This is a genomic window from Insulibacter thermoxylanivorax, from assembly GCF_015472005.1.
GTDB classification, from domain to species: Bacteria; Bacillota; Bacilli; order Paenibacillales; family DA-C8; genus Insulibacter; species Insulibacter thermoxylanivorax.
On the sequence record NZ_BMAQ01000019.1, the window covers coordinates 32,801 to 58,141 of the forward strand.

Genomic DNA, 25,341 nt, shown 5'->3' on the forward strand with positions numbered 1-25,341 from the left:
AGCGATGCCTGCAGACTATACATATAATAGCCGCAGGACCGTGGAGCGAACCGGCAGCAACAAGGGGAAGAAGCGCCGTATTCGGCTGTTCTTGACAATTCTGCTTGGTTTCATGGTATGGGCAGGATTCACGATATATGATCAATATACCCTTGCACAGGCCAAAGCGGAACAATTGATCGAAACGGAACAGAAGCTGGCCGAGATTCGTCAGCTGAATGCCGAATATAAACGTGAGATTGAACGTCTGAAGGATCCGGAATATATCGAACAGAGGATCTACAAGGATCTGCAGATGAAGAGGGACGGAGAAACCCTGTACCACGTTTATCCATAGGCTTCCTGAAGCACCGTGTGCGAATGCCCAAGGGATAAGTTTAGCATTGACCGTGAAGTCCCCTTCGGTTATAATCGGCATAACATGATCATAGTGATCTATTGAGGCATTCCAAGGGAGGAACATCTGATTTTATGGCAATTGAAGTTGGCACGAAGTTACAGGGCAAGGTGACGGGGATTACCCATTTTGGAGCGTTCGTGGAGCTCGCGGGGGGTGTCACCGGACTCGTGCATATATCGGAAGTGGCGGACAACTACGTCAAAGACGTGAACGACCACTTGAAGATTAATGACGTCGTAACGGTTAAAGTCATCAATGTGGACAAAGACGGCAAGATTGGTCTCTCGATCAAACAAGCCGCAGACAGACCAGTCAGCGACAGACGTCCTCCTTCCAACGATAGAAAGCCTTACGGTGATCGGAAGCCCTATCGAGATCGATTTGGCGGAAGCCGGATGGATGCCAAACTATCGTTCGAAGACAAGATGTCTAAGTTTCTCAAGGACAGTGAAGAACGAATCTCTTCCTTACGGAAACATACCGATTCGAAACGAGGCGGTCGAGGTTCTAGACGTTATTAAGGAACCGTCCGTAATATTCTAATTAATCAAGGACTTGCGAAGCCGATTCCCTCAACCGGGGATCGGCTTTTTGTATGTTCATCTGCAGGTCGAATGGATGCACCGCTGCAGAGAAGACATGTCGAGGAAGATGAATCCTTCGACTAGTTCGTACGTGATATGAGGTATTTCATGCTTGTTCTTGCCCGCTTGCTGCAGCGGTTATCCTTCGTATGCTCTGCACATGTGTTGTACGAGGAAGCCATGAAGTGCATCCACCATGCTTCCTCCGCTCTTGACTGAGGGATGCAGAGGAAGCGGGATCTTGTCGGAAACTTTTTCTATCCCGGCAACGCATTGTGACAAACTTCTAATTCTAGGCCGTTCTATAATAGGGGGCACACGAATATATATGTAGGTGGTGCTTCCCATGATGCTGAGATGGAACGGCTGGAGCAAACAAGGTTCGCAGATGGATCCGATACGAAGCAGGGCGGACAACCGATGGGGGGGATATGCTCGTCAGAAGCAGGTTCGTCCAAGCCGTTGCCGCCCGCAGATGGTCGATATTATTGGTCTTGATGGCTTTGCTGCTGGGCAGAGCTGTGATATTGGATGAACTCGCGCCTTTCGCGCTTGCCTTCTTCGGCGTCGTGTACTTCCTGCGGCGGGATGTGATCTTCTGGGCGGCTGCGGCGCTGCTCCTCGGCAGTGTGTTCTCGCTCTCCAGCGCCGGTTTGGAACTGCGGACGGGCATGCTGGCGGCGGAGCTGCTGGTCTTCCTCGCCATCCAGCGCAGTTTGGAGAACTTCGGCAAAGCGGATCCCGCCTATGCGCCGATTCTGGTCTTCGTCTCTTCTTTCTTTGTGGATTTCGTTGCAAGTGTGATGCAGACGCAGGTTTCTTGGTACGGACTTCTGATGGGCGGGGTAGAAGCGGGGCTTGGTTTCATCCTGACGCTCATCTTCCTGCAGGCGATCCCTGTCTTCACGATGACGCGCCGGCATTATCAACTGAAGAATGAGGAGATCATCTGCTTGATCATCTTGCTGGGATCGATGATGACGGGGACGGTGGGCTGGTTGATCGCGGGTACGGTGTCCATCGAGCATATTTTCTCCAGACTGCTAATCCTCATCTTCGCGCTGGTCGGCGGAGCTCCGCTGGGTGCGTCCGTTGGTGTCGTCACCGGTTTGATCCTAAGCTTAGCCAGTCCGGATGCCGTCTACCAGATCGGCCTGCTGGCTTTCTCCGGAATGCTGGCCGGACTCCTGCGCGAAGGTCGGAGAGCGGCGGTGTCCTTCGGTCTGCTGCTCGGTTCGATGATCCTTACTTTCTATATCAGTGAGCAAGGACAGCTCTTGCATTCAACCCTGGAATCCCTCATCGCCATCGCCGTCTTCCTCCTGCTTCCGCGCAGTTTGCTGGATACCGTGGCGAAGTATGTGCCCGGGACACAGCAGAACATAAAATCGCACTATGACTACGTGAAGCGGGTGCGGGAGATCACAGCTTCCCGCGTCCACCAGTTCTCTGAAGTGTTTCGGCAGCTGTCCCACAGCTTCCGTCCGCCGGCTGAGGAACTGATGGTGAAGAAGGAGGCCAGGGCCGAACAGTATATGAACCATGTGGCGGAACGGGCGTGTGCGAACTGCTTCCGGCGGCAGCGGTGCTGGGAACGGAACTTTGATCAGACTTATCAATGCATGACAGAGATGTTAAACAGCGTGGAATCCGCACTGGATCGGGATCAGCGCTCCCTGCGTCCGGAGTGGCGCGATGCTTGCATCAAGGCGGAGACAGTATGGGAGATCATGAAAGAGAAGTACGCGCAGGAGCTGCATGACTTGCACTGGCGCAAGCAGATCCAAGAGAGCCGGCTGCTCGTCGCAGAGCAGCTGCACGGCGTCTCGCAAGTCATGGAGGACTTAGCGAATGAGATCAAGCGAGAAGGCCAGGAATTGTTCCTGCAGGAGGAACAGATTCGCCAGACCTTGGAGGAGCTCGGGCTGTCCATCCGCGGCATCGACATCATCAGCCTGGAAGAAGGAAACGTGGAGATCGAGATCATCCATCAATATCACAAGGGATTGGATGAGTGCCGGAAGATCATCGCCCCGCTTCTTTCCGATATATTAGGCGAGAATATCGCGGTGAAGAAGGAAACCTATTCCGGGATTGAAGAAGGTTGCTATACGGTATTGTTCGGTTCGGCGAAGGAATATGAGATTGAGACGGGGATCGCCGGGGCGGCGAAGGGCGGAGGCTTGCTTTCCGGTGACAGCTTCAGCACGGTGGAACTCGGCAACGGCAAGTTTGCAGTTGCCCTAAGCGACGGCATGGGCAATGGAGAGCGGGCTAAGATGGAGAGCAGCGCGGCGTTGATGATCCTGCAGCAGTTGCTGCAATCGGGAATGGATGAAGAGCTGGCGATCAAGTCCGTGAATTCCGTCCTGCTCCTGCGGTCTTCGGAGGAGATGTTCGCGACGATCGACGTGGCCCTGATCGATCAGTACAGCGCTCATACGACGTTTCTGAAGACGGGTTCGACGCCGAGCTTCATCAAGCGGGGAGAAGAGGTTCTGACGATCTCCGCGAATAATCTGCCGATCGGCATCCTTCAGGATATCGAAATCGATCTGATCCGCCTGCAGCTCATGCCGGGGGATACGCTCATCATGTTGACCGACGGCATCTATGATGCCCCGGGGCCGGCGGTGAACAAAGAGCTGTGGCTCAAACGGATGATCCAGGAGATCCAGGCAGAAGATCCGCAGGACTTTGCGGACCTCCTGCTGGAGAAGGTCGTGCGTTACCATCAAGGTGAGATCAAGGATGATATGACCGTCGTCGTGGCGAGCATCGAGAAGTACAAACCGGAGTGGGCGACCTTCCGGCTGCCCAACGCACCTCAGATTGAACGCCCGAAGACGGTTAGTTAACCTGCGCGCAGCGCTTGCCGCGGTCCGGCAGCGGTGTCTCAGCAGCGGCATTGATGGGGGCTTGATCACAGGCGGAGTCCGCATGGGCTTCGCCTTCTGCTTGTCTATGCTGATGCACGCTCTCTGTGCGCGGTGCCGGGATGCTGCTTTGGATTCAGCCGTTTGCACAACCTTCGCTGATGTTGCACCAAGTCCGCTCAGGGTCAGGGAATGAAGGGATAAAGATCCATGATTTTGGCGAGACTGTTACTAGATTCAGATTGCTAGAAAAAAGAGGGTGTGTGAACTTGCTGAAACAGATCCTGTTGATTACGGATGGCTGCTCGAATGCCGGACTCAGCCCTGTGGTGGCTGCAGCCCATGCGGCGAGCGCCGGTGTGACGGTGAATGTCATCGGCGTCGTCGAGAAGGGAGAGATCGGCCGAAGCGGTGCAGCGGAGGCAGAAGCGATCGCCCAGGCAGGCGGCGGCATGTGCCGCATCGTGCAGCCGCGTGAACTGGCTCAGACGGTGCAGATGATGACGAGGAAGACGGTGGCACAGACGATTCAACGAGTCGTGGAGAAAGAGTTGCAGAAAACCTTCGCCGTAGATGCTGTGGAGCGGCTGTCCCCCGTCAAGCGGGCCCATGTAGTAAAGGTGATGGACGATCTGGGAGAGACGGTATCCATCCGGGTATGCCTGTTGATCGACGCCAGCGCCAGCATGAAGTCGAAGCGCTCCTCCGTTGAAGAGGCGGTGCATGATCTTGCCCTGAGCTTGGAAGCGAGGGCGGGGAGGAGCGAGATCAGTGTGCTGACGTTCCCGCATGCCGATCAGTATGTCGACATCGCCGTGCCGTGGACGATGCGTTCGCAGGAGATCAGAGAGATCTTCGGCCGTCTGGAGATGAGCGGCGTGACGCCGACCGGCCCGGCGATGATGGCGGCGCTTCAATATATTACTGAGAACGTCATCGAACCGCTGCGGGATGAGCGTCCGGATGCCGCTCGCGAAGCGGGGACGGGAATGGGGCTGCTCCAGGACTATGTTGTATGATCGCCTGCTAAAGCCCGGCGAGATCATCACCGGTATATGGAATAAGCGCGTCTACCGCGTAGAGGAGTGTCTCGGTTCCGGGGCGAACGGCGAAGTCTATCTCGTCGTACACAACGATGTGCGCTGTGCGCTGAAGATCGGTTATGATGCGGTAGACTTTCAGTCAGAGATCAATGGGCTTACCTCTTTGCAGCAATACGCAGGCGGAGCGGATCGATTCCTGCTGGACAGCGATAATGTGTTGATCCGGCACAAGGATTATCCTTTCTATGTGATGAAATATGTAAGCGGTGTACATCCCGCACGCTTCCTGTATGAGAACGGGATCGAGTGGTATCCGGTCATCGGCTACCGCATCCTCGGAAGGCTTGCAGAGATTCATGACCGCGGCTATATATTCGGCGACCTAAAATCTGATAATATATTAGTGTCGGGATATGGTACAACGGAATTGATCGATTACGGAGGCTTAACCCGCCGCGGCCGAGCCGTCCGGCAATACACGGAGCGTTTCGATCGGGGGTTCTGGCGCGCAGGCAGCCGTATCGCCGATGAGCGGTATGACCTGTTTGCCTATGCGATCGTCTGTCTTGAAATGGCGGACCTCAGCGGCTTAAGTCTGGCTCAGCTGGAGGCCGATCGCGCGCGGTCCGTGGAACATTTGGTCCAATTAGCAAGGCAGCTGCCCGCGAGCCAGGCGGCAGCGCCGGTGATCGAAGGCTGCCTAAGGGGCAAGTACAACAGCGCAGCTGAGGCAGAGCAGGCCTGGCGCCGAGCGATCTACGCCGCGGCCAAGGGCGATGCGAACCGCGGCAAGCATAGTCAAGCTTCGCCGGGACTTACCTTGAGTCTTGCCACAGCACTCATCCTTATGGCCGCAGTATGCGGCACGGTATTCTATTGGACCTTCAGCCCCGGATGGTAAGGCGCGGGCGGAACGGCTGAGGTCAGGGAAGAGGGGGGATCTGGAGCGACGGTGTCTATCTTAGAGCGCATAGAGAGCTATATCATCCAGGAGAATATGATTGCAAAGGGCGAGCGGATCATCGCGGCGGTATCCGGAGGGCCGGATTCCACGGCGCTCTTGTATATTCTGAAAGAATTGAGCACGGCATGGGATCTTAAGTTGCATGTGGCTCATATGGAACATGGATTCCGCGGGGAAGAGTCCCTTCGTGATGCAGAATGGGTACGGGAACTGGCTGTCCGGCTCGAACTTCCCTGCACGATCCGCCATGCGGATATTCCGGCTGTGGCTGCGCAGCGAGGCGGCAACGCACAGGAGATCGCTCGGGAAGTGCGGTATCAATTTCTGCTGGAGACAGCCCGCAGCCTGGGAGCTACGTCGATCGCTTTGGGTCATCATGCGGATGATCAAGCGGAGACCGTGCTGATGAAACTGCTCCGCGGTGCATCCCTGTCCGGCCTTGCCGGCATGGCCCCGGTTACAGAGCGGGAAGGCGTGAAACTATTTCGTCCGCTGCTGCGTATATATAAGGATGAAATCGAGGCCTATCTGCATGAGCGGGGACTGGCATACCGAACGGACAGCAGCAATATGGACCGCTCTTATACGCGCAATCGCCTGCGGCTGGATCTCATGCCCTTGCTAAAGACCTTTAATCCCGGATTCGTACAAGCCATTAACCGCACGGCGGATCTGATCCGCGATGAGGACCGCTTGCTGAGCCGCTTGGCTGAAGCGGAGGTGCAGCGGATCTTTCGATCAGTTCAGGATGGGCCGGCAGATTCCTACATAGGTTCACGAGCAGAGTGGTTAAAGCTCGATGTCGCTTTACAAAGAAGAGTGATTAAACTAATATTAAGTTATCTGTGTGAAAATCAGGATATGCAATCCATACATATTGAACAAGTGAGGGAAGCGATCGCGCAGGATGCTTCGCCTTCCCTTGTCTTGCATCTGCCCGGTGTCACATTCCGGCGGGAGTACGATCGGCTGCAGTTTGCGAGGGGGCATCTGGAGGACGCCCCCCCGTCCTTATGAATACCGGGTATCGCTCCGGGATGGTCGTCTTGCCGTAGCAGAGGCCGGGGTTGAGCTGATCTTTAACAGCTATGAGCGGTCTGCTGGAAGATCTGGAGATGATGAAGGTCAGCATGGAATCGATCAACGAAGCGCATACTTTGATCTGGATGAACTTCACTACCCGCTTACGGTTCGCAACAGGCGCCCCGGTGATCGCATCCAGCTCTGGAATACGCAAGGGTCGAAGAAGCTGAAAGACCTGTTCATCGATCTGAAGATCCCACCCAGCAAACGCGATGCAATTCCACTGATCGTCGATGCAGAAGACCGAGTGCTGTGGGTGTGCGGGATAAGGAGAAGCCGCCATGCGCCTGTACAGCCCGGCACGAGGAATATCCTGCAGATTAAGCTTGTGCAGAATGAGCGGAATCACCGCGACATAGACTAACTTAGGAGGTTTACGTCCCTTGCATAACGACATCCAAGAAATCTTATACACAGAAGAACAGATCCAGGACAAGATTCGCGAACTCGGCGAGAAGATCAGCAGCGAATACGCAGGCCGCAATCCGCTGGTCATCTGCGTATTGAAAGGTGCTTATATGTTTATGGCTGACTTGACGAAGCGAATCACCATCCCGATTGAAGTGGACTTCATGGCGATCTCCAGCTACGGGCAATCGACCAAGTCTTCCGGCGTTGTAAAGATATTGAAGGACCTCGATGTGCCGGTAGAAGGCCGCGATGTCATCATCGCTGAAGATATCGTCGACAGCGGACTCACCTTGAGCTACCTCATCGATGTCTTAGAACGCCGCAATGCGAAGTCCGTGTCGGTTGTAGCGCTCTTTGACAAACCAGCCGGCCGCAAGGTGGATCTGCAGGCGGATTACATAGGATTTACGCTGCCGGATGCATTCGTCGTCGGATATGGCTTGGACTATGCGGAGAAATACCGCAATCTCCCCTATATCGGGATCTTGAAGCCGGAAGTCTATGCCTAGGAGCATCCTTTCCCGTCCAAACGACGAATTGTATTCATCGGATCGCCGTGATAAAATGATTAGAACTCTGCCTGTAATGGAGCAGAATCAACGCTACTGAGAGGAGGGTGGGGATGAATCGATTCATCAAAAATACCGGATTCTACTTAATCATTATCCTTATAACTGTTGGTATCGTTAACATAATAAGCAACAACAATGAACAAAGATCCGAACTTACGTATGATGTTTTTCGTTCCCAACTTGAACAAAACAATATTACCGAGATCAGCGCAAGATTTGACGGATATACCTATTTTATAACCGGTAAGATGAAGGTGAACCCGGATCCAACCAGGTACCCATCCACGGAATTCTGGACCAGAGCCCCTTATACCAGCGATCTGATTCAGAAGATAGAAGAAGCTGGGATCACCGAGAAATACCTGCCTATGGAAGGGCAGAGTATATGGATCACGTTGTTAACGACGCTTATCCCGTTCATCATCATGTTCGCCTTGTTCTTCTTCTTATTGAATCAGGCGCAGGGCGGCGGCGGCAAGGTGATGAACTTCGGCAAAAGCCGTGCGAAACTCTATACGGAAGACAAGAAAAGAGTCACGTTCGATGATGTCGCAGGTGCGGATGAAGAGAAGCAGGAACTCGTGGAAATCGTTGAATTCCTCAAAGATCCCCGCAAGTTCGCCTCTCTGGGAGCTCGTATCCCTAAAGGTGTGCTTCTTAACGGACCGCCGGGAACGGGCAAGACGCTGCTGGCTCGGGCGGTTGCCGGAGAAGCGGGCGTTCCCTTCTTCAGCATAAGCGGTTCAGACTTCGTCGAAATGTTCGTCGGTGTCGGTGCTTCCCGTGTCCGTGACTTGTTCGAAAATGCGAAGAAGAATGCGCCTTGTATCATCTTCATCGACGAGATCGATGCTGTCGGCCGTCAGCGGGGTGCTGGACTCGGCGGCGGTCATGACGAACGCGAGCAGACCTTGAACCAGCTGCTTGTCGAGATGGACGGATTCGGAGCGAACGAAGGCATCATCATCATCGCTGCTACGAACCGCCCGGATATCTTGGACCCGGCGCTTCTTCGTCCGGGCAGATTCGACAGGCAGATCACAGTGGATCGTCCGGATCTTAAGGGACGTGAAGCGGTGCTTAGAGTCCATGCACGCAACAAACCGCTGGCTAAGGACGTGAAACTGGATGTCCTGGCACGGTATACGACGGGATTTACAGGAGCCGATCTGGAGAACCTGCTGAACGAAGCGGCGCTCATCGCAGCCCGCCGCAACCGCAAGGAGATCTCCATGGCGGAATTGGACGAAGCCTTCGACCGCGTCGTGGTTGGTACACAGAAGAAGAGCCGCGTGATCAGCGAGCGCGAGAAGCGCACGATCGCTTATCACGAAGCAGGGCACGCGATCATCGGTTATTATGTACGCCATGCCGATGTCATCCATAAGGTGACGATCGTCCCAAGAGGTCGTGCCGGCGGCTACGCGATGATGATCCCCAAAGAGGGCGAAGACCGTCTGCTGCAGACCAAGTCCGAACTGCTCGACCGGGTTGTTGGGCTCTTGGGCGGACGTGTAGCTGAGGAATTGTTCATCGGCGAGATCGGCACCGGTGCCTATGATGACTTCCGCAAAGCGACACAGATCGTCCGTTCGATGATTACCGAATACGGTATGAGCGACAAGCTGGGGCCGCTCCAATTCGGCAACAACCAAGGTCATGTATTCTTGGGCCGCGATCTCGCTCATGAGCAGAACTACAGCGATGCCATCGCCTACGAGATCGACCAAGAGATGCAGTCGATGATCCGCGAATGCTATGAACGCGCAAAGCAGATCCTGCAGGAGCACGCGGATAAAGTGCATCTTCTGGCCGATGCGCTGCTCAAATACGAAACGCTTGATCGAGAGCAGATCACCGAACTTCTGGAGACGGGCAAGCTGAGCAAGGACCCTCTCGGATTCGGAGATGATGGGCAGGAAGACACGGCGAAGGAAGCCGCGGATTCCAGCGACGTGAAAGTGAACATCCAACAGCAAAGCAGCGGCAATGAAGCCAATAAGCTGGACTTTGACCGGGTCAAAAAGGACAACGCCCCTGCTGATGAAGCGGACCGGGATAAGGAATCTGCACAAGACAGCAGCGGCGAAGGTAACCCTGACCATAACAATAAAGAATAAGTCAAGAGCAATAGAGAGCACTCCTGAACACACTGTTAGCACAAGGCAGTCCTTGGTTAGCGGTGTGTTATTTTTATGTCTTTCATTTCTTGCACGTTGACACCGTATGGGGCGTTGTGTAAATTAGGTGTTAACTAGCTTCCAGCTGGCATTATATATATAACTATGTACATTTTTTCACGAATAGGAGGGGGCGAAACCGATGGCGATGACGATGGATCAATTAGCTAAGCAACGCAAAGAGGAACAGAATCGCGAACTCAAAGAACGGCTGATGCAGCTCAAGAAAGAGAGAAACGCGATTATCCTGGCCCACTATTATCAACGTGATGAAATTCAAGAGGTGGCGGACTTTCGCGGGGATTCCTTCCTGCTTGCGCAGAAAGCGGCTCAGACGGATGCGGATGTGATCGTATTCTGCGGCGTTCATTTCATGGGAGAGAGTGCGAAGATCTTAGCGCCGGATAAGACGGTGCTCATCCCCGACGAACGCGCCGGATGCCCGATGGCCGATATGGTGAATGCTGAAGGGCTGTTGGATCTGAAACGCAAGCATCCGAAGGCGAAGGTCGTGACCTATATCAACTCTTCAGCTGAAGTGAAAGCCGTGACGGATATCTGCTGCACTTCATCGAATGCGGTGAAGGTCGTGAATTCCCTGGATGCGGATGAGATCATCTTCGCTCCGGATAAGAACCTCGGCCGCTATGTGCAGCAGTTTACCGACAAGAAGATGATCCTCTGGGAAGGTTACTGCAACACGCATGATCTCTTGACCCTGAAGGATGTCGAGGAGATGAAGGCCAAGTATCCCAACGCCCAGTTTGTCGCGCATCCTGAGTGCCGGCCGGAGGTAGCGGCGGCTGCGGACTTTGTGGGCAGTACTACGGCTATCTTAAAATATTGTCGTGAAACTGACTGTGATGAATTCATCATCGGCACCGAGGACGGCACGGGGTATCAGCTGCGTAAAGACAGCCCGCATAAGAAGTTCTATTTCGCATCGAAGTACCTTGTATGTCCGAATATGAAAGTGAACAATCTGAAGAAAGTCGTGCGTGCGCTCGAGACGATGCAGCCGCAGATTTACGTTCCGCCGGTCATTGCGGACAAAGCCAGACAGGCATTGGAACGCATGCTGCAAGTCCAATAATGCATCAAGCAGGTCCAAAATGGATAAAGGTGGCGCATAGCATGACAGTACCTCGGTATCTTAGCAGCTTCAGCCTCGATGAACTGCCCCGGCAAGATTTCGATGTGATCATCGCCGGCGGCGGCATCGCAGGTTTGTATACAGCGCTGTGCTTAAGTTCAACGCATCACAAGGTCTTGATCATCGCGAAGCACTCTCTGCTCGACAGCAATACGAGGTATGCACAGGGCGGCATCGCGGCGGTGTTCTCCGATGATGACGCACCCGAATACCATCTGCAGGACACGCTGCTTGCCGGGGCCGGACTGTGTGATCCTAAGGCCGTCGAAGTGCTTGTTCATGAGGGGCCGGCGTGCGTGCAAGATCTGATGCGTCTAGGTACAAATTTCGATACGAAGCAGGATGGCAGCATCGCGCTGACGATGGAAGGCGCACACAGCCGGCGGCGCATCCTGCATGCGAAAGGCGACGCGACGGGCAGCGAGATCATCCGCGCCTTGTCGGAGCAAGTTAAAGGCGATCCCCATATCACCGTATGGGAGGATCATTATGTCATTGATCTGATCACCCATGAGGAAGTCTGCCTCGGCGCGCTTGTGCTTAGGCCGGATGGTTCGCAGGTGCTCGCTGCCGGCAAGGCAACGGTCCTTTGCACGGGCGGAGCGGGTCAGTTGTACCGCTGTACGACCAATCCCGAAGCAGCGACGGGGGACGGGATCGCCATCGCATACCGGGCAGGTGCATATGTACGGGATATGGAGTTCGTCCAATTCCACCCAACAGCGCTCAGCCTGCCGGACGCGCCCCGGTTCCTGATCTCAGAAGCGGTGCGCGGAGAAGGAGCCTGGCTGCGCAATATCCATGGGGAACGCTTCATGGCGCGCTATCATCCCATGCTGGAGTTAGCGCCGCGGGATGTTGTGGCGAGAGCGATCATCAGTGAGATGGAGGCGACCGGGGCGGACTTCGTCTATCTCGATATCACCCATGAAGATCCGGAGCGGGTGCGCGCTCGATTCCCGACGATCTATGCGACTTGTCTGCGATATGGGCTCGATCTGACGAAGGATCGGATTCCCGTTGCACCAGCGGCCCATTATATGATGGGCGGGATAAAAACCGACCTGAGCGGAGAGACCAATATCAAGGGATTATTCGCCTGCGGCGAAGCGGCGTCGACGGGCGTGCACGGTGCCAACCGCCTGGCAAGCAATTCGCTCACGGAAGCGATCGTCTTCGGCCGCCGCATCGCACAGAGAATATCTGAGCTTAAGGCCGCGGCCTCGCCGCTGACTGCTGCCTCGCAGGAACACCGCGATCCCCTGACGATGCCGGTTGCCGAGAAGCAGCGGCATCTGCAGGAGACGATGCTTCGATATGTCGGGGTGCGGCGTCATGCATCCACCTTGAAGATCGCGCTGGAAGAACTGAGGTCCCATCAGGTGATCTTCAGCGCTAAGCTCAGAACCCGCGAGGAATATGAATATGCGAACCTGCTCACCTGTGCGCTGCTGACGACGGAGGCGGCGCTCTTGAGAGAAGAAAGCCGCGGCGGCCATTACCGGGAGGATTACCCGGAGCAGGATGATGCTTGGCTTAGGCATCTGGTATTCCAACGAGAGATCGGTATAGTGGAGGAACCCATCTATGAGCATGCTTAATATAGAGAAGCTGAAGGCGATGATCCGCGATTGGCTGGAAGAAGATCTCGGGACGGGAGACATCACTTCCTTGGCTGTGATCCCGGAAGATCATGAGTCGATCGGGATCATCCATATGAAGGATCAAGGGATCATAGCCGGCTTGCCGGCGGCGGAGACGGTGTTCCGCGAGGTGGATCCGGGTCTTCACTTCCGTGCGCATGTTGAAGAAGGCGCCCATGTATCCCCAGGAGATGTGATCGCCCGGGTGCACGGGCGTACCCGCAGCATCCTGAGCGGAGAGCGGCTGGCTTTGAACCTGCTGCAGCGGATGTCCGGCGTTGCGACGAAGACCGGGGAGTTCGTCCGTGCCCTTCAGGGGCTGCCTGTGCGCTTGGTCGACACGCGCAAGACGACACCGGGTCACCGCATGTTGGAGAAATACGCGGTGCGGGTTGGAGGCGGACATAATCATCGCTTCGGACTGTCGGATGCAGTGATGATCAAGGACAATCATATCAAGGCGGCGGGCGGCATCGAGCAAGCCGTGCTGGCGGCAAGGGAGATGATCCCGCATACGATGAAGATCGAAGTGGAGACGGAGACGCTGGAACAAGTACAGGAAGCCTTGGCAGCGGGTGCGGATATCATCATGCTGGATAATATGCCGATCGACCGCATGGAGGAAGCGGTTCGCATGATTCGTGCGCATGCGGAGCATGTCGTCATCGAAGCCTCCGGCGGCGTGACGCTTGAGAACGTCAGGAGCATCGCCCAGACCGGCGTCGATGTGATCTCTGTCGGCGGCTTGACGCATTCGGTGCGATCTCTGGATATCAGCTTGGATTTGAATGCGAAGAAGGAGCGGCGTATATGATATTGGTGATGGATGTAGGCAATACAAATATCGTACTGGGCGTATACGAAGGGAAGGAGCTGCTTCATAACTGGCGTCTAAGTACGAATCGTTCGGCGACGGCAGATGAATACGGCTTGATGATCAGCAACTTGTTCAAACATGTGCAGCTGGATGTGTCCGAGATCAGCGGCGTCATCCTCTCATCGGTCGTTCCGCCCCTGAACCACTTGATGGAAGAGATGTGCGAGCGCTATTTGGGCAAGAATCCGTTCATCGTGGGTCCCGGCTTAAAGACGGGGCTTAACATCCGCTATGAGAATCCCAAGGAAGTCGGAGCGGACCGCATCGTGAATGCGGTAGCGGCGATTGAGCAGTATGGTGCGCCGCTGATTATCGTGGACTTCGGCACAGCGACCACGTATGACTATATCGATGAACACGGGCAGTATATCGGCGGGGCCATCGCGCCGGGGATCGGCATCTCAACGGAGGCCCTGTATCAAAAAGCAGCGAAGCTGCCGCGCATCGAGCTCAGCAAACCGAAGAGTACGGTCGGCCGCAACACCGTCGCTTCGATGCAATCGGGGATCATCTATGGATATGTCGGTCAGGTCGACGGGATCGTCAGCCGGATCTGTGCAGAGACGAAGCTGAAGCCGCGGGTTATCGCGACGGGGGGCTTCGCGGAATTGATCGCATCAGAGTCGAAGACGATCGAGATCGTGGATCCGCTTCTCACGTTGACCGGCCTTAGAATCCTGTACGAGCGCAATATATCGTCATAATCTATTTGGCATCAAGCAGGACCTGCAGCGGTTTATAAATTCATGAACGTTAACAACTAGGGGGGATCTCATGCGAGACTATCTGATTCGCGGTACGGCATTAGATCAGAAAGTGCGGATATTCGGCGTGCGGGCAACGGAGATCGTAGCGGAACTGCAGCGCCGCCATGATACGTGGCCGACAGCTACGGCAGCGCTGGGCAGAGCGGTAGCGGCCGGGTTGATGATGGGAGCGATGCTGAAAGATGAGCAGAAACTGACCATTCAGATCAAGGGCAACGGTCCGCTCGGCCAGATTGTCGTCGATGCCAATGCCAAGGGGGAAGTGAGGGGCTATGTCGACAATCCGCATGTTGATCTGCCGCCTAATGAACAAGGAAAGCTGGACGTTAAAGGCGCTGTCGGTACCGAAGGCGCGCTGTATATCATTAAGGATCTGGGGCTGAAAGAGCCGTACCGCGGCAGTATCCCGATTATATCGGGAGAGCTGGGAGAAGACTTTACTTATTACTTTGCAAAGTCGGAACAGACCCCTTCCGCGGTAGCCGTTGGCGTGTTGGTTAACCCGGATGGTTCGGTGCGTGCTGCAGGCGGCTTCATCCTCCAGCTGCTGCCGGGACTTTCCGATGAAGAGATCAGCGATATGGAGAGAAGACTTGCAAACCTGCGCCCCGTTACCGAGATGCTTGACAGCGGAATGTCATTAGAAGAGATCATCTCTGAAGTCGTTGACGATGTGAAAGTCGGCGAGACGATGGATGCAATTTTTCGCTGCCAATGCTCGGATGAACGGGTGGAGCGGACGCTGATCAGCATGGGACGTGAAGAGTTGGAGAACTTAGCGGGTGAAGATGAACCGGTGGAAGTGGTGTGTCATTTTTGTAATGAAAAATATCTCTTCGAGAAAGAAGACCTCCAGCGAATTATCGAGCAGTTGAATCAAGATGAATGAATAATCCATCGGTGGAACCTGCCACACTGGTCATAGGGATCGCTGGTTGCTGATGGAATTCGAAATTCTGAAATAATTCCATTGACAACCATGATATCCACTGTTAATATTGAAAGTAATATAAAGCCGACTTGAATACTCGGATTAAGATTCACTCACAAATACATGTCCAGAGGGATAATAGGAGGTTCACATCGATGGCCAAATTAGTACAAAACATCACCCAATTAATCGGTGACACCCCGCTGGTTCGTCTGAACCGCGTAGTGCCGGAGGACAGCGCTGAGATCTATGTCAAGCTGGAATATCAGAACCCCGGTGCCAGCGTCAAGGACCGGATCGCGATCAGCATGGTAGAGGCTGCAGAGCAAGAGGGCAAGCTGAAACCCGGCGGAACGATCGTTGAGCCGACGAGCGGCAATACAGGGATCGGTTTAGCGATGGTCGCCGCTGCCAAGGGGTATCGTGCGATCCTGGTCATGCCGGATACGATGAGCATGGAGCGCCGCAATCTGCTTCGCGCTTACGGCGCTGAGCTGGTGCTGACTCCGGGAGCAGAAGGGATGAAGGGTGCGATCCGCAAAGCTGAAGAAATCGTAGCCGAGAACCCGGATTACTTTATGCCGCAGCAATTCAAGAACTTGGCGAATGTGAAGATCCACCGCGAGACAACAGGACCTGAGATCGTAGAAGCGATCAAAAATCACGACGGCAAACTGGATGCCTTCGTTGCAGGAATCGGAACAGGCGGTACGATCACCGGTGCCGGCTCTGTATTGCGCGAGCATTTCCCCGACATCAAGATCTATGCGGTTGAGCCTGCTGCGTCCCCGGTCCTGTCCGGCGGCCAGCCAGGTCCGCATAAGATCCAAGGGATCGGTGCAGGTTTCGTTCCGGATATCCTCGATACAGGGATCTATGACGAGGTCATCACAGTGGAGAACGAACAAGCCTTTGAAACATCGCGCCGCGTAGCTCGTGAGGAGGGCATCCTCGGCGGAATCTCCTCTGGTGCAGCCATCTTCGCTGCACTGAAGGTGGCAAAGGAACTCGGCAAGGGCAAACGCGTTGTCGCTGTCCTGCCGTCCAACGGGGAGCGCTACTTGAGCACGCCGCTGTATCAGTTTGATTGAGCTTGATGACGGGTCTATACTGTCTCGTCTCTTGCAGACAAGGGAGCCTGCGGGCTCCCTTGTTGTTTTTGTCTGGATATTTCCGCTGCTCCTTACTGCTCTTTGAATATGGACGATATTTCCATTATACTAATCTTATTACCATGGGGGGTGGGAGATGAGCCATGATCCGTACTGATTGGCAGGATTGGAAGCGTTGGAGCCGCAAGTATACGATGCTTCCTTATATATATGAAGCAGAATGGAAGGGGCTTCCCTTGTCGTGGGAGGCATTCTGGGATCAGGCAGGTCCTTATTCCTTCGTCTTGGAGAGCGGAAGAAGCGGCCGTTACACCTATGTGGGTTTGCTTCCTTCTGCATATATCTGCGGTTGCGGTGAGGAGGCTGTCGAATATGTACTCTTGGATCGAGACAGCGTTCAGGAGGCATTGAGCGGTGCCTCTGCACATCTGCTCTCTGTTCGCTATGAACCGGCACGAAAGATGCAAGGCCCTCCGCTCGACATCTTGCGTGCTTGGATGGCGGAGTATCACTCCCCGCTGCCTGAAGAGATGTCATGTTTTACGGGGGGCTGCGCCGGTTACTTAGGATATGACAGCCTGCCAATGACGAAACAGCCCCGATCCCGTACCGAGGCTGATCCGGATGAGCCGGATTATCTCTTCATGTTGTTCGACCGGATCTGGGTCTATGACCATGAATGCGAGAAGTTGTCGGTTTGTGTCCATATCGACATTTCCCGGGAAATGTCGGATCAAGGGGTCGATGAGGCGAAACTGCTCGAAGCTTATCGCCGGGCAGCGCGAACGGCAGAGAATCTAGCAGACATGTGGCGGGTCTGTGCAGAGAAGGCGGCCGCCGCGGGGAAGACGAGACGAGCACGCTTCGAGCAATTGGCGAAGGCGGAAGATCGGAACACCGATGGTGAGGCATATCTTCTTGAGACCAACATGAGCAAGGAACAGTTCACAGCTGCCGTCAAGCGCGTACAGGACTATATTCGTGCCGGGGAAGTACTCCAGGTCAACCTGTCCCTGAGCCAGAAACGCAAGGTTGATCTTGCGCCGGAGATCTTGTATGAATGGTTGAGGCTGCTGAATCCATCTCCGTATATGGGGTTGTTAAGATTGGGAGAGTTTCAGCTGGTCTCTGGTTCTCCGGAACTGTTGATCAAGAAGTCGGGGAATCACTTGCGAACGCGGCCGATTGGCGGCACTCGCAAGCGGGGCAGAACAGAGGAAGAAGATCGGGCACTGGAGCAGGAACTGCTTACGAACGCCAAGGAGCGCTCGGAACACAAGATGCTGGTTGACGTTGAGTACGCAGATCTCAGTCGAGCAGCGGAACATGGTACGGTAAGCGTCGATCAATTCATGGTGATCGAACGGTATTCCCACGTCATGCACCTCGTATCCGACTTGTCTGCTAAGCTGCGGCAGGGACTGGATGCCTATGATGTCCTGGAAGCTGTCTTCCCAGGCGGTACGATCACGGGTGCGCCGAAGCGCCGGACGATGGAGATCATCGAGGAACTGGAGCCGACGCGGCGCGGGGTATATACCGGTTCCTTCGGCTGGATTGACTACAAAGGGAATATGGAATTTAATATAATCATACGTACGATGCTGGTGAGAGGCGGCACAGCCTATGTACAAGCCGGAGCCGGGATCGTCAGCGAGTCGGTGCCGGAGCGGGAGTATCAGGAATCCCTAAGCAAGGCGCAGGCTCTATGGCAAGCGGTTCATTATGCGGAGTCGGCCGAGAAGGATAGTTTAACGTGAACTGCGTCTAGATGGTTGGATAGTGGAAAGTGGAATTAATAACGCTATTATTGTAATAACCGATAACTCGGGGCAGCTGCAGGGATAGAACTGGCAGATGTTCTGCATCGACTAAGATCATGAGAGATCAGGGGGCAAGTGATGATCATCTCGATCAATGGGCGTCTGGTGGATGAACGGGAGGCGGTCATCTCCGCCTATGACCACGGTTTCTTGTATGGGCTGGGGTTGTTCGAGACCTTTCGCACCTATGACGGCCGAGCCTTCTTGTTGGAGCAGCACTTGGCGCGGCTCCATGAGGGCTGTGCCTTGCTCGGCATCCCGCACCAAGCTGAGCCGGAGGATGTGCAGGCGGAGATCGATTGCTTGCTTGCGGTCAATGGCCTGCAGGATGCCTATATCCGCTACTCGGTATCAGCGGGCAAGCAGGATCTTGGCTTGGCCCAGACCTTGCCGGATCATCCCACGGTCGTTATCTATATCAAGCCATTAGCGATTGTAAATAAGTGGTATGAGACGGGGCGTCCGATTCAACTGCTGCGCACCATTCGCCCAAAACCTGAAACCACTGTTCGGCTCAAGTCGTTTCAATATATGAACGGATGGTTGGCGAAACGGGAACTCGCCGGCTATGCGTGGGCGCATGAGGCAGAGGGGGTGCAGGTCAATGAGCTGGGGGAATTGACCGAAGGGATCGTCAGCAATATCTTCTTCGTGCGGAAGGATCGTCTTCATACGCCTTCTCTTGCCGCCGGTGCTCTTCCCGGGATTACGAGAAGTTATGTTCTAAGACTGGCTGCACATCTGGGCATCCCTTCCGAGGAGGGGATGTACACCTTTGATGACCTGCTTCAGGCAGAGGAGGTATTCCTTACGAATTCCATTCAGGAGATCGTGCCGGTCTGCACGATCTATGATCCCGATGGACGGCGGACGAAGTTTCCTTCGGCGGTGCCCGGCCCCATCACGTCAGCCTTGATGAGGGGCTATGGTGATGTTGTGTAGAATCGAGCAGCGATGAGCGGGCGATGAGGTATGATTACAATGGGATGATGATTCGATCAAGTATCGATGACGCATTACATCGCGATCCAATGCATAAAATGACGTGAATGTGATTATGTGAATATATGATCGGATGACGATTATGATTGGATGACGATTATGATCGGATGACGATTATGATTGGATGACGAATGTGATCGCATGACGAATATGATGGCATGACGAATATGATGGCATGACGATCAGATACGACTTGATATGGCAGAAAGTGAGGCATAGTCCGATGACCAATCAACAACTCTCCAGAAGGATTCGCGGTACCGATGAATTGCAGCCAAACCGCACCTATATCATGGGGATCCTGAATGTAACGCCGGATTCCTTCTCCGACGGCGGCCGCTACCATACCCTGGATGCGGCGGTGAAGCGGGCGCTGGAAATGGTGGAAGAAGGAGCCGATATCATCGATATCGGCGGTGAATCGACCCGCCCGGGTCATGAACCGGTGCCGCTGGAGGTGGAGATGAAGCGCGTCATCCCCGTTGTGCGGGCCGTGCGCGAAGCCGTCGGCGAGCGGGCTTTGATCTCCGTTGACACGTATAAAGCAGAGGTGGCGCGCGAAGCCATCCTGGCCGGTGCTGACTGGATGAATGATATATGGGGATTGAAGCGTGATCCGAAGATGGCTGAATATGCCGCTGAGCTCGGATGTCCTGTTGTGGTGATGCATAACAGACAAGAAGCCGTCTATGAAGATTTCATGCGGGATGTGATCGCAGATCTGCAGGAAAGCATCGCCATCGCCAAAGCAGCCGGCATGCGGGATGAACAGATCATCCTTGATCCCGGTGTGGGCTTTGCTAAGTCCCATGAACAGAATCTCATGGTGATGCGGGAACTGGATCAGATCGTCGCTTTGGGCTATCCGGTCCTGCTGGCCACATCCCGCAAAAGGGTCATTCGCCATACCCTTCAGCTGCCCGTCGACGATCTCGTAGAAGGCACGGCGGCGACGGTGGCCATCGGTATCGCCAAAGGATGCCGTATCGTCCGCGTGCATGATGTCAAACCGATCAAGCGGACGGCGCTGATGAGCGATGCCATTGTATATGGCGGCTCTGTCGGCATACAATAACGAAAATAGTCGTTGACCCGCGGATCAACAGAGGTGGGAGAGACCATGGATAAAATTACATTACACCGCATGACGTTCTATGGCTATCATGGAGTCATGCCGGAAGAACGCACTCTTGGGCAGAGGTTTATCATCGATGCGGATCTGCATCTGGATCTGCAGCCGGCAGGACGGGGAGATGATCTAAACTTAACCGTCAATTATGCAGGAGTATTCGAGACCGTACGGCGGATCGCTGAGGGCGAGCCTTGCAAGCTCATCGAAGCTTTGGCAGAACGGGTCGCCCAGACGCTTCTCGAGACCTATCCGCTGATTCAGACGGTCACGATACGCGTGACCAAGCCGCAGCCGCCCTTCGCAGGTGATTATGAGGGTGTGTCCGTGGAGATTACCCGCAGGAGATCGATGAGCGATGCATGATGCGATAACCGATACAGCGAAGAAGAATCTCTACATCGCTTTGGGATCTAATGTGGGGGATCGCGAATCATGGCTGGCGAAGGCCCTTGCTGCCTTGAACCGGCTCCCCGGTGTCAGGCAGATGGTATGCTCAGCTGTTTATGATACGGACCCGGTAGGCTATACAGAGCAAGCGTCCTTTCTCAATATGGCGGTCAAGTTGGAAGTGGAGATGCCGGTGGTGATGGTCTTCCGCTGTATGCGGGAGATCGAGACCAGCCTCGGACGCAGGAGGGAGATCCATTGGGGTCCGCGAACGATTGATCTCGACCTGCTCATGGTGGATAACCTGGACGTGCAGATTCGGGCTTATGACCCGGAACTCATCGTTCCTCACCCTCGTATGTTGGAGAGAGCTTTCGTTCTCATCCCCCTGCTCGATGTGTTAGAACGACAGCATCCGGACTATGAGAAGCTTGAGCAATGTCTGCAGTTGCTGTCGGATCGGGAAGGAGTCAGATTATGGAGAGAAGCAGTTCCATAGCAAGGCGCATCCGGGCGTTCCGCAAGCTCAAAGGCTTAACGCAGCTGGAATTAGCCGAGAAGGTGAACATCTCGATCGCAGTGATCGGTTCGATCGAACGTGGAACGCGCAAGCCGGATGAACGTATACTATCGCGCATTGCTGAAGCGCTCGATGTATCTTTGGAGGAATTAACTGGTACAGAAGCGCAGAATCTCATTCAGAGGCCGCACTAATCACTAATACGCACTAATCGTTGCGTGGATGAGCAAGTACAGGTATGAAAGGAGAGGATGCTGTATTGCTCAAGATCGGAGATATCACGATGGCCAACCAGGTTGTGCTTGCGCCGATGGCAGGAGTGTGCAATCCGGCATTCCGCTTGATCGCGAAGGAGTTCGGCACGGGACTGGTATGTGCTGAGATGGTCAGTGACAAGGCGATCCTGCACGGGAATAAGCGCACGATGGAGATGCTTTACGTCGATGAACGGGAGAAACCGCTCAGTCTGCAGATCTTCGGCGGGGACAAGGAATCCCTCGTGGAAGCCGCTAAGATCGTGGATCAGCGGACGAACGCCGATATCATCGATATCAACATGGGATGCCCGGTGCCGAAGGTGACAAAATGCGATGCAGGCGCAAAATGGCTGCTTGACCCCAACAAGATCTATGAGATGGTCGCCGCCGTGGTGGATGCCGTCAGCAAACCGGTCACCGTCAAGATGCGGATCGGCTGGGACGCACAGCACATCTACGCCGTAAAGAACGCTCAGGCAGTTGAGCGGGCCGGCGGGCAGGCGGTGGCGGTGCATGGCCGTACCCGTGAACAGATGTATACGGGCAAAGCTGACTGGGGCATCATTAAAGAGGTAAAGGAAGCGGTCAACATTCCGGTCATCGGCAACGGCGATGTCTTCACGCCGGAAGATGCGAAGCGAATGCTGGATACAACCGGGGTTGACGGTGTGATGATCGGTCGTGCTGCGCTGGGTAATCCATGGATCCTGTACCGCACCGTCGAGTATCTGACGAAGGGCGTGCTGCCGCCCGAGCCGACACCGCGCGAGAAGATCGATATCGCCATGCTCCATCTTGATCGGTTGATCGCCCTCAAAGGAGAGAAGGTCGCCGTGAAAGAAATGCGCAAGCATATGGCGTGGTATCTCAAGGGGCTCAAAGGTGCGGCTAAGGTCAAGGAGCGGATCATGGAGGAAACCACGCGGGATGCGCTCACAAAAATTCTCTATGAATTCGTCGAGCAATTGGAAAACGCAAATGCTGCAGATGAGCAAGCAGCCCTTGCGTTACATTGACATTTCCATATGCGGATAATATAATATTCAATCAAAGTAGACACCAGAGTTGAAGATATTACCAGCGGATACTGCTTGATTAGCAGTCATACACGATGTTCTGCTGATATATGATTAAGAAGTACCATGTGCCTGTGCGGCTCATGGAATATCACGATGTGACAGGAGATCGGTAGCTATGTCAGAAAAGGAAGTCATTCTCACTCAAGAAGGACTGAAGAAGCTCGAGGAGGAACTCGAACATCTTAAGTCAGTCAAACGCCGCGAAGTAGCAGAACGCATCAAGGTTGCGATCGGCTACGGCGACTTAAGTGAGAATTCAGAATATGAGGATGCGAAGAATGAGCAGGCTTTCATCGAAGGACGCATCATCACTCTGGAGAAGATGCTTCGCAACGCACGCATCATCAACAACGACGAAGTTGATACAAATATAGTCAGCATCGGCTCAACGGTCATACTGGAAGATCTGGAGTTCGGTGATAAGCTGGAATATACGATCGTCGGGACCGCGGAGTCCGATCCTTTCCAGAATAAGATCTCCAATGAAAGTCCAGTTGGAAAGGCGATCCTGGGTCAGAAGAAGGGATCGATCGTAGACGTACAAGTTCCTGCAGGCATCATCCAGTATAAGATTATAGATATTAAGAAGTAATTGCAGCTAACTGGACATAGAACATGGAAGAAGCTCCATACGGAGAAGAAGCTCCATTCGGAGCTTTTTCCATGTTGTAAGAGTGCGGAACTGACATGGGCGCAAGATTTGTGTTAAAATGTTGAAGTCCTATATTGTTCGTTACAGTTGTAATATATGGCATAAAGTTAGGAGTTGAAGTCGTTGAGCCAGGAACAAGAATTAAATGAACTGCTCGCGGTACGTCGTGAGAAACTGGACGAACTGCGCAGTCTGGGCTTCGATCCGTTCGGTCAGAAGTATGAGCGCACCCATTGGGCAGAGCCCTTACTCAAGGAATACAGCGATAAGTCCGCTGAAGAACTGGACGAGCTGGCAGTGGAAGTCAGCATCGCCGGTCGTGTGATGCAGCTGCGCAAGATGGGCAAAGCAGGTTTTGCTCATGTACAGGATCAGACGGGACGCATTCAGATCTATGTGCGGCAGGATTCCGTCGCGGAGAATGAATATGCGGCCTTTAAGCTGCTTGATCTTGGCGATCTGATCGGCGTTCGGGGGACGGTATTTAAGACCAAAACCGGCGAGACCTCGATCAAGGTCAGCAAGCTTACCGTGCTCACCAAATCTCTCTATCCTCTCCCAGACAAATTCCACGGTCTCAAAGACGTAGAACTGCGCTATCGCCAGCGATATGTTGACTTGATCATGAATCCGGAAGTCAAACATACCTTCATCACGCGCTCCCGGATCATCCAAGCGATGCGCAGATATTTGGACGAGAGAGGATACCTGGAAGTGGAGACGCCGACGATGCACGCGATCGCAGGCGGCGCAGCGGCCCGGCCGTTCATCACGCATCACAATGCGCTGGACATGCAGCTCTATATGCGAATCGCGATCGAATTGCACCTGAAGCGCTTGATCGTGGGCGGTTTGGAGAAGGTATATGAGATCGGCCGCGTCTACCGCAACGAGGGGATCTCCACCCGACACAATCCGGAGTTCACGATGCTGGAGCTGTATGAGGCATATGTGGACTATGAGGATATCATGCGTTTGACGGAAGACATGATCGCCAGCATCGCCGAGGAAGTCCTGGGCACGAGGGTGATCCAATATCAAGGTCATACGGTGGATCTGAATACGCCGTGGCGCCGTGTGTCCATGGTGGAGCTGGTGAAGGAAGCAACGGGCGTGGATTTCAGCCTGCAGATCAGTGATGAAGAAGCGCGCCGCTTGGCGAAGGAGCATCAGGTGCCGGTAGAAAGCACTTACTCCGCCGGACATATCCTGAATGCGTTCTTCGAGCATTTTGTTGAGCATACGTTGATTCAACCGACCTTCGTCACTGGGCACCCTGTGGAGATCTCTCCGCTGGCGAAGAAGAATGCGGAGGATCCGCGATTCACAGACCGCTTCGAACTGTTCATCGTCGGCCGTGAACATGCCAATGCCTTCACGGAGTTGAACGATCCTATCGATCAGCGGGAGCGCTTCGAAGCGCAGCTGCTTGAGCGCGAGCAAGGCAACGAGGAAGCTCATGAGATGGATGAGGATTTTGTCCATGCACTTGAGTACGGGATGCCGCCAACGGGCGGACTGGGGATCGGTATCGACCGCTTGGTGATGCTGCTTACCGATGCGCCTTCGATCCGAGACGTGCTGTTGTTCCCATTGATGCGAGATCGGAGCTAAGGGGCAAGGATATCAGCGAGCGGAGCATGAGAATATTTGCATCTTGAGATTCATACAACTTGTGAGTATAATGGATTACGTGCTCCGCTCGAATTATTATGCTATAATGGTGTTTGTCGTGCAAAGATGGGTATTGCAGGGTTGGGTGCCGATCTAGCCTCCGAATTAGGGTGCCTAAATGGTAACTTAGGTATCTAGAGCTGGAGTGAATGCAGGAGGGATTGGTCCAAGTGTGACAGAACACCGAACATAATCAATTGCATAAAAATGGACTTGCAT

The 25,341-nt window shown here is 54.2% G+C and carries 25 protein-coding genes; 24 read left to right on the plus strand and 1 reads right to left on the minus strand.

The features are described from left to right. Nucleotides 1-4 precede the first annotated feature (4 nt). The 3 genes from PRECH8_RS08465 to spoIIE all read left to right on the plus strand — a co-directional run bounded on the left by PRECH8_RS08465 (nucleotide 5) and on the right by spoIIE (nucleotide 3,842). Nucleotides 5-337: an FtsB family cell division protein gene (locus PRECH8_RS08465; RefSeq protein WP_200966674.1), complete on the plus strand. Its 333-nt coding sequence runs from the start codon at nucleotides 5-7 to the stop codon at nucleotides 335-337. 134 nt (nucleotides 338-471) lie between these two features. Next, nucleotides 472-921: a S1 domain-containing RNA-binding protein gene (locus PRECH8_RS08470; RefSeq protein ID WP_200966675.1), complete on the plus strand. Its 450-nt coding sequence runs from the start codon at nucleotides 472-474 to the stop codon at nucleotides 919-921. A 494-nt stretch (nucleotides 922-1,415) separates the two neighbouring features. Next, a complete protein-coding gene (gene spoIIE / locus PRECH8_RS08475) occupies nucleotides 1,416-3,842 on the plus strand; it encodes a stage II sporulation protein E (protein WP_200966676.1) in 2,427 nt (808 codons plus the stop codon). On the opposite strand, the gene PRECH8_RS14625 is transcribed toward spoIIE, so the two are convergent. Further along, nucleotides 3,835-3,960: a hypothetical protein gene (locus tag PRECH8_RS14625; protein WP_276569102.1), complete on the minus strand. Its 126-nt coding sequence runs from the start codon at nucleotides 3,958-3,960 to the stop codon at nucleotides 3,835-3,837. The genes spoIIE and PRECH8_RS14625 overlap by 8 nt on opposite strands. A gap of 169 nt (nucleotides 3,961-4,129) precedes the next feature. Between PRECH8_RS14625 and PRECH8_RS08480 the strand changes: the two genes are divergently transcribed. The 21 genes from PRECH8_RS08480 (at nucleotide 4,130) to lysS (ending at nucleotide 25,062) form a co-directional block, all read left to right on the plus strand. Then, complete coding sequence (locus PRECH8_RS08480) at nucleotides 4,130-4,879, plus strand: vWA domain-containing protein (protein ID WP_242457496.1); 750 nt, start codon at nucleotides 4,130-4,132, stop codon at nucleotides 4,877-4,879. After that, the gene (locus PRECH8_RS08485) at nucleotides 4,824-5,804 is read left to right on the plus strand and encodes a protein kinase domain-containing protein (RefSeq protein WP_200966679.1); all 981 of its coding nucleotides are present in this window, start codon (nucleotides 4,824-4,826) and stop codon (nucleotides 5,802-5,804) included. The genes PRECH8_RS08480 and PRECH8_RS08485 overlap by 56 nt, the downstream gene beginning before the upstream one ends. 51 nt (nucleotides 5,805-5,855) lie before the next feature. Beyond that, nucleotides 5,856-6,884 (plus strand): tRNA lysidine(34) synthetase TilS, encoded by a 1,029-nt coding sequence (gene tilS, locus PRECH8_RS08490; protein ID WP_200966681.1) that lies wholly within the window; start codon nucleotides 5,856-5,858, stop codon nucleotides 6,882-6,884. Then, complete coding sequence (tilS, locus tag PRECH8_RS08495) at nucleotides 6,844-7,314, plus strand: tRNA lysidine(34) synthetase TilS (RefSeq protein ID WP_242457497.1); 471 nt, start codon at nucleotides 6,844-6,846, stop codon at nucleotides 7,312-7,314. Before tilS (PRECH8_RS08490) ends, tilS (PRECH8_RS08495) begins: the two co-directional genes overlap by 41 nt. Nucleotides 7,315-7,333: 19 nt before the next feature. Beyond that, entirely contained in the window at nucleotides 7,334-7,870 is a 537-nt protein-coding gene (hpt, locus tag PRECH8_RS08500; protein WP_200966685.1) for a hypoxanthine phosphoribosyltransferase, read from the plus strand. Between the two features lie 113 nt (nucleotides 7,871-7,983). Then, nucleotides 7,984-10,053 carry an ATP-dependent zinc metalloprotease FtsH gene (gene ftsH, locus PRECH8_RS08505; protein WP_200966686.1) on the plus strand — a complete coding sequence of 690 codons (2,070 nt, stop codon included), beginning with the start codon at nucleotides 7,984-7,986 and terminating at the stop codon, nucleotides 10,051-10,053. A 214-nt stretch (nucleotides 10,054-10,267) separates the two neighbouring features. Next, the gene (gene nadA, locus PRECH8_RS08510; RefSeq protein ID WP_200966760.1) at nucleotides 10,268-11,206 is read left to right on the plus strand and encodes a quinolinate synthase NadA; all 939 of its coding nucleotides are present in this window, start codon (nucleotides 10,268-10,270) and stop codon (nucleotides 11,204-11,206) included. A gap of 41 nt (nucleotides 11,207-11,247) precedes the next feature. Next, nucleotides 11,248-12,867, plus strand: coding sequence for an L-aspartate oxidase (nadB, locus tag PRECH8_RS08515; protein ID WP_200966687.1), 1,620 nt, complete (start codon nucleotides 11,248-11,250; stop codon nucleotides 12,865-12,867). Further along, nucleotides 12,854-13,723 carry a carboxylating nicotinate-nucleotide diphosphorylase gene (gene nadC, locus PRECH8_RS08520; RefSeq protein ID WP_200966688.1) on the plus strand — a complete coding sequence of 290 codons (870 nt, stop codon included), beginning with the start codon at nucleotides 12,854-12,856 and terminating at the stop codon, nucleotides 13,721-13,723. The genes nadB and nadC overlap by 14 nt, the downstream gene beginning before the upstream one ends. Then, the gene (locus PRECH8_RS08525) at nucleotides 13,720-14,490 is read left to right on the plus strand and encodes a type III pantothenate kinase (protein ID WP_200966689.1); all 771 of its coding nucleotides are present in this window, start codon (nucleotides 13,720-13,722) and stop codon (nucleotides 14,488-14,490) included. The genes nadC and PRECH8_RS08525 overlap by 4 nt, the downstream gene beginning before the upstream one ends. A 70-nt stretch (nucleotides 14,491-14,560) precedes the next feature. Then, nucleotides 14,561-15,442 carry an Hsp33 family molecular chaperone HslO gene (gene hslO / locus PRECH8_RS08530; protein ID WP_200966690.1) on the plus strand — a complete coding sequence of 294 codons (882 nt, stop codon included), beginning with the start codon at nucleotides 14,561-14,563 and terminating at the stop codon, nucleotides 15,440-15,442. 197 nt (nucleotides 15,443-15,639) lie between these two features. Further along, nucleotides 15,640-16,575, plus strand: a complete 936-nt coding sequence (cysK, locus tag PRECH8_RS08535) for a cysteine synthase A (protein WP_200966691.1) — start codon at nucleotides 15,640-15,642, stop codon at nucleotides 16,573-16,575. A 164-nt stretch (nucleotides 16,576-16,739) separates the two neighbouring features. Next, nucleotides 16,740-18,356: an anthranilate synthase component I family protein gene (locus PRECH8_RS08540; RefSeq protein WP_200966692.1), complete on the plus strand. Its 1,617-nt coding sequence runs from the start codon at nucleotides 16,740-16,742 to the stop codon at nucleotides 18,354-18,356. Between the two features lie 141 nt (nucleotides 18,357-18,497). After that, nucleotides 18,498-19,361: an aminotransferase class IV gene (locus PRECH8_RS08545; RefSeq protein WP_200966693.1), complete on the plus strand. Its 864-nt coding sequence runs from the start codon at nucleotides 18,498-18,500 to the stop codon at nucleotides 19,359-19,361. 283 nt (nucleotides 19,362-19,644) lie between these two features. After that, a complete protein-coding gene (folP, locus tag PRECH8_RS08550) occupies nucleotides 19,645-20,496 on the plus strand; it encodes a dihydropteroate synthase (protein ID WP_200966694.1) in 852 nt (283 codons plus the stop codon). Nucleotides 20,497-20,541: 45 nt separating this feature from the next. Next, on the plus strand, nucleotides 20,542-20,916 hold the full coding sequence (gene folB, locus PRECH8_RS08555) for a dihydroneopterin aldolase (protein ID WP_200966695.1): 375 nt from the start codon (nucleotides 20,542-20,544) through the stop codon (nucleotides 20,914-20,916). Continuing rightward, nucleotides 20,909-21,439 (plus strand): 2-amino-4-hydroxy-6-hydroxymethyldihydropteridine diphosphokinase, encoded by a 531-nt coding sequence (gene folK, locus PRECH8_RS08560; protein WP_200966696.1) that lies wholly within the window; start codon nucleotides 20,909-20,911, stop codon nucleotides 21,437-21,439. Before folB ends, folK begins: the two co-directional genes overlap by 8 nt. Then, a complete protein-coding gene (locus tag PRECH8_RS08565; RefSeq protein WP_200966697.1) occupies nucleotides 21,418-21,654 on the plus strand; it encodes a helix-turn-helix domain-containing protein in 237 nt (78 codons plus the stop codon). The genes folK and PRECH8_RS08565 overlap by 22 nt, the downstream gene beginning before the upstream one ends. A 65-nt stretch (nucleotides 21,655-21,719) precedes the next feature. After that, nucleotides 21,720-22,733 carry a tRNA dihydrouridine synthase DusB gene (gene dusB / locus PRECH8_RS08570; protein WP_200966698.1) on the plus strand — a complete coding sequence of 338 codons (1,014 nt, stop codon included), beginning with the start codon at nucleotides 21,720-21,722 and terminating at the stop codon, nucleotides 22,731-22,733. A 178-nt stretch (nucleotides 22,734-22,911) separates the two neighbouring features. After that, nucleotides 22,912-23,388, plus strand: a complete 477-nt coding sequence (greA, locus tag PRECH8_RS08575) for a transcription elongation factor GreA (protein WP_200966699.1) — start codon at nucleotides 22,912-22,914, stop codon at nucleotides 23,386-23,388. A gap of 183 nt (nucleotides 23,389-23,571) precedes the next feature. Next, the gene (gene lysS, locus PRECH8_RS08580) at nucleotides 23,572-25,062 is read left to right on the plus strand and encodes a lysine--tRNA ligase (protein WP_200966700.1); all 1,491 of its coding nucleotides are present in this window, start codon (nucleotides 23,572-23,574) and stop codon (nucleotides 25,060-25,062) included. Nucleotides 25,063-25,341: the final 279 nt, after the last annotated feature.

Excerpts from the sequence above, each read along its gene's own strand:
- PRECH8_RS08565 (WP_200966697.1), top strand. The coding sequence starts at position 21,418 with ATGGAGAGAAGCAGTTCCATAGCAAGGCGCATCCGGGCGTTCCGCAAG.
- cysK (WP_200966691.1), top strand. The coding sequence starts at position 15,640 with ATGGCCAAATTAGTACAAAACATCACCCAATTAATCGGTGACACCCCG.
- PRECH8_RS08545 (WP_200966693.1), top strand. The coding sequence starts at position 18,498 with ATGATCATCTCGATCAATGGGCGTCTGGTGGATGAACGGGAGGCGGTC.
- folK (WP_200966696.1), top strand. The coding sequence starts at position 20,909 with ATGCATGATGCGATAACCGATACAGCGAAGAAGAATCTCTACATCGCT.
- PRECH8_RS08525 (WP_200966689.1), top strand. The coding sequence starts at position 13,720 with ATGATATTGGTGATGGATGTAGGCAATACAAATATCGTACTGGGCGTA.
- ftsH (WP_200966686.1), top strand. The coding sequence starts at position 7,984 with ATGAATCGATTCATCAAAAATACCGGATTCTACTTAATCATTATCCTT.
- greA (WP_200966699.1), top strand. The coding sequence starts at position 22,912 with ATGTCAGAAAAGGAAGTCATTCTCACTCAAGAAGGACTGAAGAAGCTC.
- hslO (WP_200966690.1), top strand. The coding sequence starts at position 14,561 with ATGCGAGACTATCTGATTCGCGGTACGGCATTAGATCAGAAAGTGCGG.
- folP (WP_200966694.1), top strand. The coding sequence starts at position 19,645 with ATGACCAATCAACAACTCTCCAGAAGGATTCGCGGTACCGATGAATTG.
- PRECH8_RS08540 (WP_200966692.1), top strand. The coding sequence starts at position 16,740 with ATGATCCGTACTGATTGGCAGGATTGGAAGCGTTGGAGCCGCAAGTAT.
- spoIIE (WP_200966676.1), top strand. The coding sequence starts at position 1,416 with ATGCTCGTCAGAAGCAGGTTCGTCCAAGCCGTTGCCGCCCGCAGATGG.
- nadC (WP_200966688.1), top strand. The coding sequence starts at position 12,854 with ATGAGCATGCTTAATATAGAGAAGCTGAAGGCGATGATCCGCGATTGG.
- PRECH8_RS08485 (WP_200966679.1), top strand. The coding sequence starts at position 4,824 with ATGCCGCTCGCGAAGCGGGGACGGGAATGGGGCTGCTCCAGGACTATG.
- nadA (WP_200966760.1), top strand. The coding sequence starts at position 10,268 with ATGGATCAATTAGCTAAGCAACGCAAAGAGGAACAGAATCGCGAACTC.
- folB (WP_200966695.1), top strand. The coding sequence starts at position 20,542 with ATGGATAAAATTACATTACACCGCATGACGTTCTATGGCTATCATGGA.
- nadB (WP_200966687.1), top strand. The coding sequence starts at position 11,248 with ATGACAGTACCTCGGTATCTTAGCAGCTTCAGCCTCGATGAACTGCCC.
- PRECH8_RS08465 (WP_200966674.1), top strand. The coding sequence starts at position 5 with ATGCCTGCAGACTATACATATAATAGCCGCAGGACCGTGGAGCGAACC.
- PRECH8_RS08470 (WP_200966675.1), top strand. The coding sequence starts at position 472 with ATGGCAATTGAAGTTGGCACGAAGTTACAGGGCAAGGTGACGGGGATT.